Below are 14118 nucleotides of genomic sequence, written 5' to 3'. Positions count from 1 at the left end.
GGGCCGAAGCGTCGGCCGCTGCGAGAAACGCCAGCAGCCGCGGATCGTCGAGCTCGCGCGCTTCGAGGCTGGCCGCATTGCTGTCCGCTACAAGCGGCCGCGGTGGGATCGACGCACAGCTGGCGAGCGTAAGGGCGAGGATGGCAAGACATCCTGTTCTCCCAGCCCTTCGTCCTGAAAATTCTCGCATCGCCCGCTTTCCCGGTGGTCGTCATGGGCCTCTCCACGTCGAAGCTGACGGGAGGCTGACGCCGCCGGCAATCCTGTCAGCGTCGCGTCAGCCGCATGCTAGAAGGACTGCCGGTGCAACGGAGACACGATTCATGCGAGTGCTGCTGGTCGAGGATAATCGCGCGATGCGCGAGACGATCGCAGAGCATCTGCGCGGCAGTGGTTTCGCGATCGATCCGGTTGGCAGCGGCGAGGACGGTTTGGAAGCCGCTGCGGTCGCCCCCTATGATGCGGTGATCCTCGATCTCGGCCTTCCTGACATGGACGGGCTCGACGTTCTCCGCGCGCTGCGCCGCGCCAGCCCGCAGCTGCCCGCCATCATCCTCACCGCGCGGGACGGGATAGCGGATCGCGTCGGCGGGCTCGATGCCGGCGCCGACGACTATATCCTCAAACCCTTCGATCTGACCGAGCTCGACGCGCGGCTGCGCGCGGTGCTTCGCCGGCCGGGAATGCGGCGCGATATCGTCCACGCTTACGGCGACGTGACGTTCGACCCGGCATCGCGCTCTGCGACGGTGATCGATGCCGCGGTCGAGCTGACGCGCCGAGAAGCCTCGGTGCTGGAGGAACTGATCCGTGCCGGGGGGCGGATCGTGGTCAAGGACCTACTGGAGGAGCGCATCTACGGGTTCGACGACGAGGTCGGCGCGAACGCGCTTGAGGCCTCGGTGTCGCGACTTAGGCGCAAGCTCGCCGCGGCCCGGTCGATCGTGCGGGTCGAGGCAGTGCGCGGCATCGGCTATCGCCTGCAGGCGGAGGGCGGACAATGAGGCGGTTGCTCGGCAGCCTGCGCGGACGATTGGTTGCGGGCATGCTGCTGATGTTCGCGCTCGGGCTTGGCGGGGCATTCCTGCTCGAACCGGTGGCGCGCCGCGCGCAGGCGATCGGCGGGGCCGAATCGATCATTTTCCAGGATCCCTATCAGGATATCCTGATGCTCGTCCCGTTCAGCCTCGGGGCGATCGCCTTGCTGTGGCTGGTGAGCGGCTGGAGCCTGCGCCACCTCGCCTCCGCCTCGCGCGAAGCGGCGATCGTCGGGCCGGGCAATCCCAACGCTCGTATCTCGACCGCGCGACTGCCCGAAGAAATCCGCCCGCTCGTGAGCGCGATCAACGGCGCACTCGATCGGCTCACCGATGCGTATCGGGCCGAGCAGCGCTTCGTCGCCGATGCGGCGCACGAGTTGCGGACGCCGCTCGCCGTCCTCAGCCTGCATCTTCAACGCGCGAAGCTCGGCGGGGAAATCGACTGGCCAACGATCGATCAGGATGTCGTGCGGCTTTCCAAACTGGTCGATCAATTGCTCGATCTCGCTCGCAAGGAACATGCGAGACAGGCAGTGAGCGGCGCGGACGAGCCGATCGTCAATTTGTCTCGGATCGCGCGCGAGGCCGCCGCAGGAATATTCCCGCTCGTCGACCAGGCAAGCCGGCAGCTCGATGTCGACCTTCCCGACAACCTGCCGGTGCACGGCCGCGCTCCGGATCTGCACGATATGATCCGTAACCTGCTCGACAATGCGCTGGTGCACGGTGAGGGACTGATCTGCCTTTCCGGGGGCATCGAACACCGCGTTGACGATAGTTCGCTTGCCGTCCTGGTAGTCACCGATGATGGTCCTGGCGTCCCCCCTTCGCTTCAGAAAATCGTGTTCGAGCGTTTCAGGAAGGGAAGGTCCGATAGTGAGGGGCACGGCATTGGTCTCGCCATCGCGCGCGAGGTAGCCGAGGCTCACGATGGCCATATCGCATTTGTCACCGGGCAATCGAGTCGCGTCCGAGCAGAATTGCCGATTGCCGGCGCGGCGAGCCGATAGTCGAGATTGGATATGCAGATGCTCGCGTCGGCGCGCGGGCGAAGCCGGTAATGGTCAGGAGGACGCAATGCTATGCCAGATGCAAAGATCGGCGATGTCCGCTCTTCTGTAAATCCGAGCTTCCGCTGCGATTTCGAGAGATGAAATGACAATTGGGCCTCCGCTAGAACCGTCCGGACCCCGTCCGAAGATGCCAGCGACAGTCCTGGCACTAGGTGCTGTCTGCATTCAACGTAACCAGATCATGGCGCAAGCGAGATGGCCGAAGCCCATGAATGCGGAGAGAGTTTTCTCACAGCGCAGGGCGATGCGACGGAAGCGTTTGAGTTTGTTGAAGAAGCATTCGACCTGATGGCGCTCCTTGTAGAGCCTCCAATCGATTGGCGGGGCTGTGGCGCGGCTGGGGTTGGCCTTGATCTGTGCGGTTGCACCAAGATCGTCGGCAATGAAGGCGCGTAACGGATCGGCGTCATAGGCGGCATCGGCGATGACATGGCCGACGCCCTCGAAGCCGCGCAGGAGCGCCTCGGCTTGCGGGCAATCGCCATATTGCCCTGGCGTTGGATGGATCCGCAACGGCAAGCCGATCGCATCGACGGCGGCGTGTAATTTAGTCGTCAGCCCGCCGCGCGAACGACCGATGCAGGCAGCTTCAGCCCCCCTTTTGCGCCCGTCGCATCGGCAGGGACCTTCGAGATCGTGCTGTCGATCAGGACATATTCAAAGTCCGGTGTATCAGCCAAGGCCTGGAAAAGACCTTCAAATACACCGTTACGGGACCAGCGGCGAAAGCGCGCATGGACCGCCGTCCACTTGCCGAACATCTCCGGCAGATCGCGCCAATGCGCCGCATTCCCCGCCATCCAAAGGATCGCGTCGACGAACAGCCGGTTGTCGACACCGCTCCGCCCCGGTGTGCCCACCCGCCCAGGAAGGTGACCCTCAATTCGACCCCATTGCTCGTCTGTTAGCGTCCGCCGGCTCAATAATCGTCTCCTTCGACGACCTTGAATCAGAATTCTCCACATAAGGGAATCTTGTGAATGCAGACAGCGCCTAACCCTTGCGATCCTGGCACCGCGACAGCGACACGCGCAGACTGGGAGCTGATCGGGCAGATCGGGACCAAGATTTTTGCTAGGTCGATCGACGATCTTGTGCGTGAACTCATGCTGCGTTGGGCCATCTGTCCCCGGTGAACGATGGCGCCGACGTCAGGGTTGATGCCAAATTGTCTCAGGGAATAGCGAAGAGAAATATCGCAAAGAAACGGAATTTCGTCAAAATAACAGGCTCTTCTGCTCGAATGAGGCGTACGAAATGGGCGGCCATACGCTACCCTTCCGCGCTATGGCTACGGACATACATAATCTCTATTATGTCGACCGAGGAACTATGTTGTCCGCCCTGCGAAAAATCCCGGATTTTCGCTGATTGCACACTGACTCTATCGACATAATTGCATGTCTCGCCCTCGCAACCGCAGCAGCGGAGATGGCCAATGCGCAGATACCAGCTTTCGAGCTCAGCCTTGTTGGAGTCGCGCGTCGGCCGGCCCCGTTCACCCGTCGTCGAGCAAATTTCCACGTCCATGCGCGACGAGGCTTATCGCGCAACACTCGTGAGGTTGACATCGATCGGTCCGCGACGTCTAATTGGGGAATGGGGATTGCGATCTCCCCACGAGGCGACAGGCTGAAGCATCGCGTCCTGCTTCTTGAAAGGACGCGTTATGCCTGCGTTAAACACGATCCCATCTGACAAGCTTGCGCGCCTGATCGGTATTCCGGCCGGCCCTGTGCTGATTGATGTGCGGCCGGCAGAAGAATTCGCCGCCGAACCGCTTCTCATTCCAGGCGCCCTGCGGCGGCCCTCGGCAGATATCGCCACCTGGGCGTCGGAGTTCCGCGGCCGGTCGGCAGTCGTCGTGTGCCGGGACGGCAATACGCTGAGCCAGGGCGTCGCGTCCTGGTTACGCCATGAGGGTGTTGCAGCCGAGGTGCTTGAGGACGGTATGGGCGGATGGGCCGCGGCGGGTTTGCCAATGGTGCCCGAAGCAGTTCTCCCGCCGCGCGATGCAAACGGCCAGACGGTCTGGGTGACGCGCGGCCGGCCCAAGGTCGACCGGATTGCCTGCCCGTGGCTGATCCGCCGCTTTGTCGACCCCAGCGCCATCTTCCTGTTCGTTGCCCCCCCGGAGGTGCAGGGCGTTGCGGAACGTTTCGGGGCCGCCCCGTTCGACATCGAAGGCGAAGGGGTGAGATGGAGCCATCGCGGCGAACTTTGCACCTTCGATGTGATGGTCGACGCGTTCGGGCTCGGCGGGTACGTGCCGCTCGCCCGCCTCGCGCCGATCGTGCGCGGCGCGGATACGGCCCGGCCCGATCTCGCGTCGGAGGCGGCGGGCTTGCTCGCGGCCTCGCTCGGTCTCTCGCGCATGTATGCGGACGATCTTGAGCAGCTTGAGGCCGGGATGCTGCTTTACGACGCTTTCTTCCGGTGGTGCCGCGATGCAACCGACGAAACCCATAATTGGGTCTCGCATCAGCCCGCCAAGGCGCGCGCTAAGGAAAAGAAGCGGCAATGAGCGCCGCTGTGGCCGAACCTCCCCTGGGGTTCGATGCGCCCCCAACTGGCCACGCCATCAAGCTCAGCGAAGCCGTTCGCGTTTGGATACGGATCGCGGCGCTGAGTTTCGGCGGGCCGGCGGGACAGATTGCGGTGATGCACCGCATCCTCGTCGATGAAAAAAAGTGGATCGGCGAAGAGCGTTTCCTGCACGCGCTCAACTATTGCATGCTGCTCCCCGGTCCCGAGGCGCAGCAACTCGCCGCGTATATCGGCTGGCTGCTTCACAAGACCAAAGGCGGGCTGATCGCCGGAGGCTTGTTCGTGCTGCCAGGGTTCATCTCGATCCTTGGCCTCAGCTATATCTATGTGCTGCTCGGCCACACACCGCTGATCACGGGCCTGTTCTTTGGGCTCAAGGCGGCGGTGCTGGCGGTGGTCGTCCAAGCGGTAATCCGGGTCGGATCGCGCGCGCTCAAGAACAATGTGATGCGCGGGATCGCCGCTGCGGCATTCGTCACGATCTTCTTCTTCAATGCGCCATTCCCGCTGATCGTGCTCGCCGCCGCGATCATCGGCTATGTCGGCGGCCGGCTTGGCCTGCCCGCGTTTTCGGGCGGAGGCGGGCACGGCCCATCGGGCGGCAATGTAGTCCACGACCGCGACACCGCGCTCGGCGAAAGCCTGCCTGATCATGCGCGTCCTAATCTCCGCTGGTCGCTCACCATCTCCGGCATCTTCCTGCTCCTGTGGCTGGCACCGGTCGCGCTGCTCCTGACGCTGCTCGGCCCCAGCAATGTGTTCAGCCAGATCGCATTGTTCTTCAGCCAGATGGCGGTGGTGACCTTCGGCGGCGCCTATGCCGTGCTGGCCTATGTCGCGCAGGAGGCGGTCGGCACCTATGGCTGGCTCCGGCCGGGGGAGATGCTCGACGGCCTCGGGCTCGCCGAGACGACGCCCGGACCGCTGATCATGGTGACGCAGTTCGTCGGGTTCCTCGCCGCCTATCGCGACGCCGGCATGTTGCAGCCGCTGGTCGCCGCCACCTTCGGCGCGATTCTCACCACCTGGGTGACCTTCGCCCCGTGCTTCCTGTGGATCTTCGCCGGGGCGCCATTCATCGAGGGCCTGCGCGGCAACCGCGCCCTATCCGGAGCACTGGGCGCGATCACCGCCGCCGTGGTCGGGGTGATCCTCAACCTCGCCGTCTGGTTCGCCATCCACACCTTGTTTCGTGAGGTTAGCGGAGTTCGGTTCGCGGGGCTGACCTTCGATCTGCCCGTGCTCGGATCTGTCCAGATTGCCGCGACCCTTCTGGCCATCGGCGCCGGGATCGCGGTGTTCCGGTTCAAGATCGGCATGATCCCCACGCTGGCGGTGACGTCGGTGGTGGGCGTTGTGCTCTATCTTGCGGGTGTGGTCCGTTGAAACCTGATCATCTGAAGGGAAATAAAGTGAAGCCGATTTTCGCACTGGGCCTGTCGGGCCTTCTCGCGCTCGCAGCTCCCGCGCGGGCAGCCGAGCCTTGGGAGCAGGCGGTCGCCACGGAGATTGGCAAGCCCGGCACTGAAATGCCGGGCGGAGTCTATCGCATCGGCTTGCCGCGTAGCGATCTCAAGGTCGTGCTCGACGGCGTAACGCTGAAGCCCGCACTGGCGCTCGGGTCATGGCTGGCGTTCGTACCCCATGGGGCAGGGCAGGCGATGGTCATGGGCGATCTCGTGCTCACCGATACCGAGGTGAATTCGGTGATGGCAAAACTGATCGCCGGTGGCATCGAGATCACCGCACTCCACAACCACCTGCTGCGCAACACGCCCCATACCATGTACATGCACATCGCCGGCCATGGCGATCCGGCGCAGTTGGCGAAGACGCTCCACGACGCGCTTGCCCTGAGTGGGACGCCGCTGTCAGCCCCACCGTCGACCGCGCCGGCAGCGCCCGAAACACTCGATTTGGATACCGCCGCGCTCGACAGCATTCTTGGCCACAAGGGTAAGGTTGGCGGCGGGGTCTATGCCTTTGGTATCCCGCGCGCCGAGGCTCCGCGCGACGGTGGCATGCCCTTGCCGCCCGCGATGGGCGCCGCGATTGCGATCAACTTCCAGCCGACCGGCGGCGACAAGGCCGCGATTACCGGCGATTTCGTGCTCGCTGCTTCAGAAGTGAATCCCGTGCTGCGGGCTTTGCGCGAGAACGGTATCGAGGTGACCGCGCTCCACAACCATATGCTCGACGATGAGCCACGGCTGTTCTTCATGCACTTCTGGGCCAATGACGATGCGCGGAAACTAGCGCGCGGGCTCGCCGCGGCGCTGCAGCACGTCGCCATTGCGGCAAACTGAAGCACGGTGATGCGCGCCCGCAGAGTCATGATGGCTGCTTTGCTGATCGGACTCCCTGGGTGCGGCGTGGCATGGCCGGATCATTCGGGCTCGCCGCTTGTGCTCGAGCGGAAGATCGCGCTGCCCGATACCAAGGGCAGGATTGATCATCTCGCGATCGATCTCGCCGATCGTCGGCTGTTCGTCGCCGAGGTTGCCAATGGCACGGTCGATATCGTCGATCTCGGGGCGAGCAAGGTTGCGGGGCGCATCACCGGCCTTTCCGAACCGCAGGGGATGGCCTGGCTGCCGGACCGGCGTGAGCTGGTTGTCGCCTGCGGAGACGGTTCTGTCCGCTTTTACGCTGCTGATCGTCATGAACTCGCGCGCATCGACCTCGGTGACGATGCCGACAATATCCGGATCGATCGGCGCAATGGTCATGCATTGGGCCTGGACGTTTCGGCCGAGCGGACGGCTGGTAATCGACGAAAATGGTCAAACCGGCAAAGGCCGCTGGCGTATCGACCGGGATCAGCTTTGCATTGACGCAGGCTATGGCGAGGTCTGCCATAGCGTCGGCCGCCAGGGGCGCGGCATACGGCTTTGGCGCAATGGGGTCGTCGCGGTCGAGGCTGATCTGAACTGAAGCAACGCGGTCTGACGGCAGTAATCCGCGCGTCAGAGGTATTTCGCAAACTCGCTGAGCTTGGCGAGATCGTCGCGGACCTCCTTGGGCAGCGGACCGACGAGATCCTCCAGGTGATGCTCGATATGGTCGCTCACCAGCAAAGTCTTGGCTTTGTCGAGCGCCGCGATCACCGCCTGCATCTGCTGGGCGGTTTGGAGGCCGTCGCGTCCTTCGCTGACCATCTCGACGATCTTGGCGAGATGGCCCTGCGCGCGCTTCAGCCGGTTGATGAGATCGGGGTTTGCTGCATGGCTCATGGGCTCAGATACTCACATCAACGCGACAAGGCGACCCAGCCATGGATCGCCATATAGAGACCGACGAGGAGAATGAGCGCCCCCGACGCATAAGGTGCTTTGCGCACGATCTCGCCAAAGCCGCTCCAGCGCTTCGACACCTGTTTGACGCTAATTGCGGCGATCACCCCCGAGGCGACCATCGTGATGGCAAGGCCAATGCTGAAGCAGAAGACCAGCGCTGCGCCGAGCACGAGGCGCTTGAGTTGGAGACAGAGCAATAGCACGGTGATGGCGCCGGGGCAGGGGATCAGCCCGCCGGTGAGGCCGAACAGGACGATCTGGCCGGTGGTGACGTTGCGATTGGCGAAGCGCCGGCGAATATCCTCGGCGTGTGCCATTTCGTGCGCGTCGACGAACCCGCCGGTCGCGACCTCCAGCCCGTGCTCCTCGGCCTCGGTCGGCTCGTCATGATCATGGTGATGATCGTGATCGTGGCCATGACTATGGTCATGGTGGTGGTGATGCCCGTGCCCGTGGTGATGACCATAGTCATGGTCATGATGATAGTGTTCAGCTGCGATCTGCTCGCGGCGGGTACGCCACAGCATCCAGGCCGCGATCGCGACGATCAATATGCCTGAGGCAAGCTGGAAATAGGGCTCTGTGGCTTCGGCGTTGAGGCCGCCGAACAGCCACATACCGCCGAGCGCCACGACCCACACCACCAGGGTATGCGAAAGTGTCGCGGCAAGGCCGAGCAACACCGCCTGCCGAACGGTGCCCCGCACCGCGATGATAAACGCGGCCATCATCGTCTTCGAGTGGCCGGGCTCGAGCCCATGCAGCGCGCCGAGCAGGATCGCGGTTGGAACGAACAACCACGCGTGCGCGGCGCTTTGCTGAAGCAGGTCGGAAAGCGAGGTCATCGGGGGCCGTTAGCAGAGATTTTTGCGCAAACCTATCCTATAGGGGGGGATATATTTTTGGCTCATTTTCGGGCTCTGGCGGGTGGCTGCTGCAAATTCGATTGCGATGCCGCCGAATCCGACCTATCGGACCAGCATCTTTGGGGAGTAGCCACCCGCCTCAGCGGGGCCTTCGTCAACACACTCGGGTCCAGGACCCGTGGCGCAGGCAGCGGTCATCGGACCGTCAGGCAAGACCAACGATGCGCCACCTCTTTCCAAGGCCGGAGGTGGGCCGCGTCGTTTGGTTCGTGAGGCCCCGAGGAAGTTCGATGACCGGCATCATCGCGCTTGGCGCGCTCGGCGCCAGCCTTTCCGTCGACGCATTCGCCGCAGCAATTGGCAAGGGAGCGAGCGGTTCGCCGCCACGCTGGCGTGATGCGCTGCGCGTCGGCGCGATATTCGGGTTCTTCGAGGCAATTACGCCGGCGATCGGCGGGATCGTCGGGCTCGCGCTCAGTGCCCGGATTGCCGCGGTCGACCATTGGATCGCCTTTGCTTTGCTCCTCGGCGTTGGCGGCAACATGATCCGCATGGCGCTCAAGAACGACGATGAGGGCAAGGAGGCGAAGGATCAACGCGGCATCGTGCAGCTCATCGCAACCGCGCTCGCGACCAGCATCGATGCAACTGCTGTCGGCGTCAGCGTCGCGGTCATGCAGGTCAATATCCTGACTGCCTGCCTTGTGATTGGCGGGATCACAACGGTCGTTGCGACTGTCGGGGTCATGATCGGGCGCCACGCGGGCAACTATCTCGGGCGTTATGCCGAAATGGCCGGCGGCCTTGCGCTGATCGTGATCGGCAGCTCGATCCTTTACCAGCACCTCAGCGCCTGAGCGGCGCGCTGGTCGGACTGTCCTTCGGCGTCGGGCCGACGTCATCCACCAGCGCGAGGGCTTTGCGGTTGATCAGCGGCTTACGGTTGGTTTTCCTGACCGACCGCGGGTTCGGCGTACAGCGTATCGAGCAGCGGGCAGCCTGGATCTTGTCCGGCGTCGCACGCTAGCACGGCGTCGGCCAGAATCTTCTCCATCCGGCTGAGATCAGCGATACGCACTCGCACATCCTTCAAATGCGAGGTCGCGAGATCGCGGACCTCGGCACAGGAAGTCTGACCGCCAGCAGCAAGCGCCAGCAAGGCGCGCACCTCGTCCAGCGTGAAGCCCAGTTCGCGCGCGCGTTGCACGAAGCCCAGGCGGGCCACGTCATCCGAGCCATAGCTGCGGTACCGGCCGCGATGCGGCGGAATCGGTAGCAGTCCGATACGCTCATAATAGCGGATCGTTTCGATGTTGCAGCCGGTGCGGCGGGAAAGCTCGCCGATCTGGATCATTTGGATGGCCATGGAGCGTTACCCTGAGAGGGCTTGAGTCTGTAGTCGCTACAGATGGTAAGGCGGCCGCATGTCCATCGCAAGGAAACGCCCATGAAGCTATCGTCAGGCTCGACCGAAGGGATTGGCGGTGCTGCTCTCGCCCTGACCGGGCTCGCTGCTGCCTTCTCCGTCGCATCATGCTGCGCCTTGCCAATCCTCCTCGCCTCCATCGGCGTCGGCGCGACCTGGCTTGGCGGGATTGCGATCGCCGCCGTGCCATTTCGCATACCGCTCCTTCTGGTCGGCGCCTTGTCCCTGCTCTCCGGCGCGGCGCTGCTTGCTCGCCAGCAATTGACCGCCGCACGATGCGGGGCCGACAGCTGCGCACCACGCTGGGTGCGGATCCTCACGCTTGCCGGATTGCTTCTTGGCGTCGCGCTGCTGTCGGCGGGCTATCTTTATGTCTGATATCACACTGAAATTGCGCTCGACCTTGGTCTGCCCCCATTGTGGGCACAGCGCGACGGAAACCATGCCGACCAATGCGTGCCAGTATTTCTACGACTGCCGAGGATGCGGTGCCGTCCTGAAGCCCAAGTCCGGCGATTGCTGCGTCTATTGCTCCTATGGCGACGTACCGTGCCCGCCGATCCAGGAGGGCGGGAAGGCGTGTTGCGGCTGATCACGCGACGTCCGTCCTCGTTCGGCGACTACCGGCCGACGACGAACTGCCCGCGCATGCCCGGATGGAAGGTGCAGTAGAATGCGATGCTCCCGGCTCTGCGGAGCGTCACGCTGCCGCTCTTGCCGGGCATCAGATCGAGGTTGAAGCTGCCGTCGCGCGCCGTCGCGGTGTGGCGGAATAGGTCGCGGTTGATCCAGGTAACCGTATCGCCGACGCGTAGGCCTTGCGGGGCCGGGCCGAACTTCATCTGATCGATGACGATCGTATGCGTCGCACGTGGCGCCAAGGCCGCCCCGGGGAGAAGCGGGACGGCCAGGGCGACCACGGCGCGCCACAGAGCGGCGCGTGGAATCACTTTTTCAGGCTCGCGGCGAGATGTTCGGCGTGCATCTGATGTTCGGAGAACAAGGTCAGCCCGGTCTCCAGCAGCGACTTGAGTTCGGCATTGCGCGCGCCGGGAATGAGCGTGGTCTTGAGCGCGCCGTTCACTGTGCGGTGATAGGCGACCTCGTTCGCGATATAGGCGCGGTCGAATGCCGCACCGGTCAGCTTCGCTTGCGCGTCATGCTGTGCCGATGCCTGTTTGGTGAGCCCTGCGCTGGTCGGATTGTCCTCCGGCGTCACGCCCAGCTTCTTCACCAGGGCGAGCGCCTTATCGTTCACCGCTTGATGATCGCGCACCATTTCACCCGCGAAGGCGCGCACCTTCGGGTTCTTGGACTTTTCTAGCGCGAGCTTGCCTGCCGCGATATCGAGCGCGCCCGCGGTATAGGCGATATGTGCGATCTGGGCGTCGTTGATATGCGCCTCGTCGGAATAAGCGGCGGCGGGCGCGAGCATCAGCGCGAAGCTTCCCAGAATCGGTACGAATTTGCTTGTCATCGTGATGGTCCCCTGGGCGGCGCGACGGACTCATTTCCGGCGCGATCGACCATTTGATGCCGGTTGCCGCGCGAAGTTCCCGGATATCGGGAACCGATCCGGGATTGCGGCATCCAATCGGCCGAACGGACAACATAACGACGGCGGCACGGATATTTGCGATGATGGAGTCCAACGCGACGAGGGAGGTGAACATGATGCAGGCGCGGGACATCGCAGCGCTGAGCGATGTCGACTTGGCGCGGCGTATCGGGCTGCGCGATCCCGCAGCGGTGCGGTTGCTGACCACGCGCAACAACCAGCGGCTGTTTCGCGCGGCGTGGAGCATTCTCGGCAATCGCGCCGAAGCGGAGGATGCGGTGCAGAGCGCCTATGTCAGCGCCTTCGCCGCGATCGGCAGCTTTGCCGGCCAGTCGTCGCTCGCCACCTGGCTCACGCGGATCGTGATCAACGAGGCGCTGGGGCACGAGCGCGCGGCGCAGCGACGGCGCGCCCGGCTCGACGCGGCGTCGGTCACCGATCTTGAGCGCTATCGGGAAAAACTGATGGGTGGATCATTCGAGCGCGGCGAGCCCGAGGCGTCGCTCGCTATCAAGCAATTGCGCGGCATCCTCGAGGCGGCGATCGCGCAGCTTCCGGCGGAGTTTCGCACCGTCTTCGTGATGCGCGATGTTGAGGGGATGACGGTGGAGGAGGTGGCCGATGCGCTCGACACGCTTCCCGCGACGATCAAGACGCGACTCTTCCGGGCGCGGCGCCGGCTGCGCGAGGCGCTCGCGCCTGAGGTCCACGCCAGCCTAACCGGCGCTTTCCCGTTTGCCGGCGCCGATTGCGCGTCGATGACCGAGCGGGTCGTGGCGACGCTTTTTGGGCCGCCGCCTGCGGCATAAGCGATATTGCGAGTCGGTTGCATATGCCCTAACCGCGCGCCGACTCGATAATCGCGGAGGAATCATTGCGCAAGCTGGCCATGCTGATGGCGGCGACGGCCTTGTCGACCGCGACCCCGGCGTTCGCGGACGAGGCGTCGCTCCAGGCGGAAATCGCCGCGCTCAAGGCGCAACTCGCTGCACAGAGCCAGTTGATCGCGGCGCAGTCCAAGCGGCTCGATGATCTGGCGGCGCAGGTGAAGGACAATCGCGAATTGGCGGCCAGCGCTTCGTCGGCATCGGTCGCGCCATCGTCACCGCCATCGGCTCCCACGGCCGTAGCCGCGAACCAGGCATCGGCCGATGCCAGCCCATCGCTTCCCATCGGTCGTCCGGCGCAAGTGGCCGGGGTTTCGATCGGTTCGGACACGACGATCGGCGGATATGGCGAGATCGCGTATAACGCATATGTCCATGATGGCAGTCGCAACCGGGCCGATCTCAAGCGGCTGGTCCTGTTCGTCGGCCATCGCTTCAATGATAAGCTCAGCTTCAACAGCGAACTTGAAGTCGAGCACGCGATTGCCAGCGCGAGCGACAAGGGCGAGTTCGAAGTCGAGCAGGCCTATCTCAATTATGCCTTCAAGCCGTCGCTCAACCTGAAGGCCGGGCTGTTCCTGATGCCGTTTGGATTCCTCAACCGCAACCACGAGCCGCCGGTCTTCTACGGCGTCGAGCGCAACGAGGTCGAAACCCGCATCATCCCGACGACCTGGCGTGAAGGCGGCATCGGCCTTTGGGGGGATACGCCGATCGGCCTCTCCTACGACGTCGGCGTCACGACCGGCTTCAACGTCGCGAAGTTCGACGACGCGGGATCGCCACTGGCCGCGGCGCATCAGGAATTGCAGCTCGCCAAGGCAGCCGACCTCTCGGTCTATGGGTCGCTCGAATATAAGGGCGTTCCAGGTCTGCTGGTCGGCGGCGCGGTCTTCCACGGCGGCGTCGTGCATCGGAATGCGGATTTCCGGGAGGACAATACGCTTCCCAATTTCGCGCGCATCAATTCGCAGGTGACCCTGTGGGACGTGCACGGGCGCTGGCAGCCGAAGGGCTTCGATTTCCAGGCGCTTTATGCACGCGGCACCTACAGTCGGGCCGACAAGATCGACAGCGTCCTGCTCGCTTATAACATGGCCAATAACGCCGAGCGGCCATTCTTCCCCTCGGTTTTCTATGGCTGGCTGGTGCAGGGCGCCTACAGCTTCCCGCTCGGCGGGGAGGCGACGCTCAATCCGTTCATCCGCTACGAGAAATTCGATACCCAGGCGAAATTGCCGCTGGGCCTGGTTGCCGATCCGCTCAACCGCGACCGGATATTGACCGTCGGCTTCTCCTTCCACCCGATTCAGGTCGTCGTCGTCAAAATCGATTATCAGAAGTTCTTCGAAAACAGCCGCAATAATCGATTCAACTTGGGCATCGGTTATTCGTTCTGACGCGGCTTTTCGCAGTCGCGCGCGT

The 14118-nt window shown here is 63.7% G+C and carries 17 protein-coding genes and 1 riboswitch; of the genes, 11 read left to right on the top strand and 6 right to left on the bottom strand.

The window, feature by feature from the left end; all coding sequences use genetic code 11:
* The first annotated feature begins 323 nt into the window (after positions 1 to 323).
* A complete protein-coding gene (locus Q0316_RS08945; protein WP_298671482.1) occupies positions 324 to 1004 on the top strand; it encodes a response regulator transcription factor in 681 nt (226 codons plus the stop codon).
* On the top strand, positions 1001 to 2050 hold the full coding sequence (locus Q0316_RS08940) for a HAMP domain-containing sensor histidine kinase (RefSeq protein ID WP_298671479.1): 1050 nt from the start codon (positions 1001 to 1003) through the stop codon (positions 2048 to 2050). The genes Q0316_RS08945 and Q0316_RS08940 overlap by 4 nt, the downstream gene beginning before the upstream one ends.
* A gap of 228 nt (positions 2051 to 2278) precedes the next feature.
* Here Q0316_RS08940 and Q0316_RS08935 read toward each other — a convergent pair.
* A protein-coding gene (locus Q0316_RS08935) for an IS5 family transposase (RefSeq protein ID WP_298671476.1) occupies positions 2279 to 3036 on the bottom strand; the annotation gives its coding sequence in 2 pieces (ribosomal slippage) (positions 2279 to 2718 and positions 2718 to 3036; 759 coding nt in all).
* A gap of 746 nt (positions 3037 to 3782) precedes the next feature.
* Here Q0316_RS08935 and Q0316_RS08930 point away from each other — a divergent pair.
* Genes Q0316_RS08930 through Q0316_RS08915 form a run of 4 tightly spaced genes read left to right on the top strand, consistent with a single transcriptional unit; the run spans position 3783 to position 7494 of the window.
* Positions 3783 to 4637, top strand: a complete 855-nt coding sequence (locus Q0316_RS08930) for a sulfurtransferase/chromate resistance protein (protein ID WP_298671472.1) — start codon at positions 3783 to 3785, stop codon at positions 4635 to 4637.
* Positions 4638 to 4645: 8 nt separating this feature from the next.
* The gene (gene chrA / locus Q0316_RS08925; protein ID WP_298671469.1) at positions 4646 to 6046 is read left to right on the top strand and encodes a chromate efflux transporter; all 1401 of its coding nucleotides are present in this window, start codon (positions 4646 to 4648) and stop codon (positions 6044 to 6046) included.
* Positions 6043 to 6966, top strand: a complete 924-nt coding sequence (locus Q0316_RS08920; RefSeq protein WP_298671466.1) for a DUF1259 domain-containing protein — start codon at positions 6043 to 6045, stop codon at positions 6964 to 6966. The genes chrA and Q0316_RS08920 overlap by 4 nt, the downstream gene beginning before the upstream one ends.
* A gap of 6 nt (positions 6967 to 6972) precedes the next feature.
* On the top strand, positions 6973 to 7494 hold the full coding sequence (locus Q0316_RS08915) for a hypothetical protein (RefSeq protein WP_298671463.1): 522 nt from the start codon (positions 6973 to 6975) through the stop codon (positions 7492 to 7494).
* Positions 7495 to 7626: 132 nt separating this feature from the next.
* Here the strand turns inward: Q0316_RS08915 and Q0316_RS08910 are convergent, their stop codons facing one another.
* Both Q0316_RS08910 and Q0316_RS08905 read right to left on the bottom strand, forming a co-directional pair.
* A complete protein-coding gene (locus tag Q0316_RS08910; protein WP_298671460.1) occupies positions 7627 to 7893 on the bottom strand; it encodes a metal-sensing transcriptional repressor in 267 nt (88 codons plus the stop codon).
* A 17-nt stretch (positions 7894 to 7910) separates the two neighbouring features.
* Positions 7911 to 8801, bottom strand: coding sequence for a nickel/cobalt efflux transporter (locus Q0316_RS08905; protein WP_298671457.1), 891 nt, complete (start codon positions 8799 to 8801; stop codon positions 7911 to 7913).
* A gap of 130 nt (positions 8802 to 8931) precedes the next feature.
* A riboswitch (yybP-ykoY riboswitch) is annotated at positions 8932 to 9114 on the top strand.
* Here Q0316_RS08905 and Q0316_RS08900 point away from each other — a divergent pair.
* Positions 9113 to 9679 (top strand): manganese efflux pump MntP family protein, encoded by a 567-nt coding sequence (locus tag Q0316_RS08900; protein ID WP_298671454.1) that lies wholly within the window; start codon positions 9113 to 9115, stop codon positions 9677 to 9679. (Overlaps the previous riboswitch by 2 nt.)
* A gap of 80 nt (positions 9680 to 9759) precedes the next feature.
* On the opposite strand, the gene Q0316_RS08895 is transcribed toward Q0316_RS08900, so the two are convergent.
* Positions 9760 to 10176 carry a helix-turn-helix domain-containing protein gene (locus tag Q0316_RS08895; RefSeq protein WP_298671451.1) on the bottom strand — a complete coding sequence of 139 codons (417 nt, stop codon included), beginning with the start codon at positions 10174 to 10176 and terminating at the stop codon, positions 9760 to 9762.
* Between the two features lie 93 nt (positions 10177 to 10269).
* Here Q0316_RS08895 and Q0316_RS08890 point away from each other — a divergent pair, with 93 nt between their 5' ends.
* Together Q0316_RS08890 and Q0316_RS08885 are read left to right on the top strand one after the other, a co-directional pair.
* Positions 10270 to 10626 (top strand): mercuric reductase, encoded by a 357-nt coding sequence (locus tag Q0316_RS08890; RefSeq protein WP_298671449.1) that lies wholly within the window; start codon positions 10270 to 10272, stop codon positions 10624 to 10626.
* On the top strand, positions 10619 to 10840 hold the full coding sequence (locus Q0316_RS08885) for a GDCCVxC domain-containing (seleno)protein (protein WP_298671447.1): 222 nt from the start codon (positions 10619 to 10621) through the stop codon (positions 10838 to 10840). The genes Q0316_RS08890 and Q0316_RS08885 overlap by 8 nt, the downstream gene beginning before the upstream one ends.
* A gap of 28 nt (positions 10841 to 10868) precedes the next feature.
* Here the strand turns inward: Q0316_RS08885 and Q0316_RS08880 are convergent, their stop codons facing one another.
* Complete coding sequence (locus tag Q0316_RS08880) at positions 10869 to 11168, bottom strand: cupredoxin family copper-binding protein (RefSeq protein WP_367179671.1); 300 nt, start codon at positions 11166 to 11168, stop codon at positions 10869 to 10871.
* A gap of 26 nt (positions 11169 to 11194) precedes the next feature.
* Positions 11195 to 11725, bottom strand: a complete 531-nt coding sequence (locus Q0316_RS08875) for a DUF4142 domain-containing protein (protein ID WP_298671444.1) — start codon at positions 11723 to 11725, stop codon at positions 11195 to 11197.
* Between the two features lie 161 nt (positions 11726 to 11886).
* Here Q0316_RS08875 and Q0316_RS08870 point away from each other — a divergent pair, with 161 nt between their 5' ends.
* Both Q0316_RS08870 and Q0316_RS08865 read left to right on the top strand, forming a co-directional pair.
* Complete coding sequence (locus Q0316_RS08870) at positions 11887 to 12615, top strand: RNA polymerase sigma factor (protein ID WP_298671442.1); 729 nt, start codon at positions 11887 to 11889, stop codon at positions 12613 to 12615.
* A 65-nt stretch (positions 12616 to 12680) separates the two neighbouring features.
* Positions 12681 to 14093, top strand: coding sequence for a hypothetical protein (locus tag Q0316_RS08865; RefSeq protein WP_298671440.1), 1413 nt, complete (start codon positions 12681 to 12683; stop codon positions 14091 to 14093).
* Positions 14094 to 14118 lie beyond the last annotated feature (25 nt).

Source organism: uncultured Sphingomonas sp., from assembly GCF_937871615.1.
In the GTDB taxonomy this organism is placed as follows: Bacteria; Pseudomonadota; Alphaproteobacteria; order Sphingomonadales; family Sphingomonadaceae; genus Sphingomonas.
The sequence above is the reverse complement of the archived record's forward strand: the minus strand, read 5'-3'. Positions and strand labels throughout refer to the sequence as shown.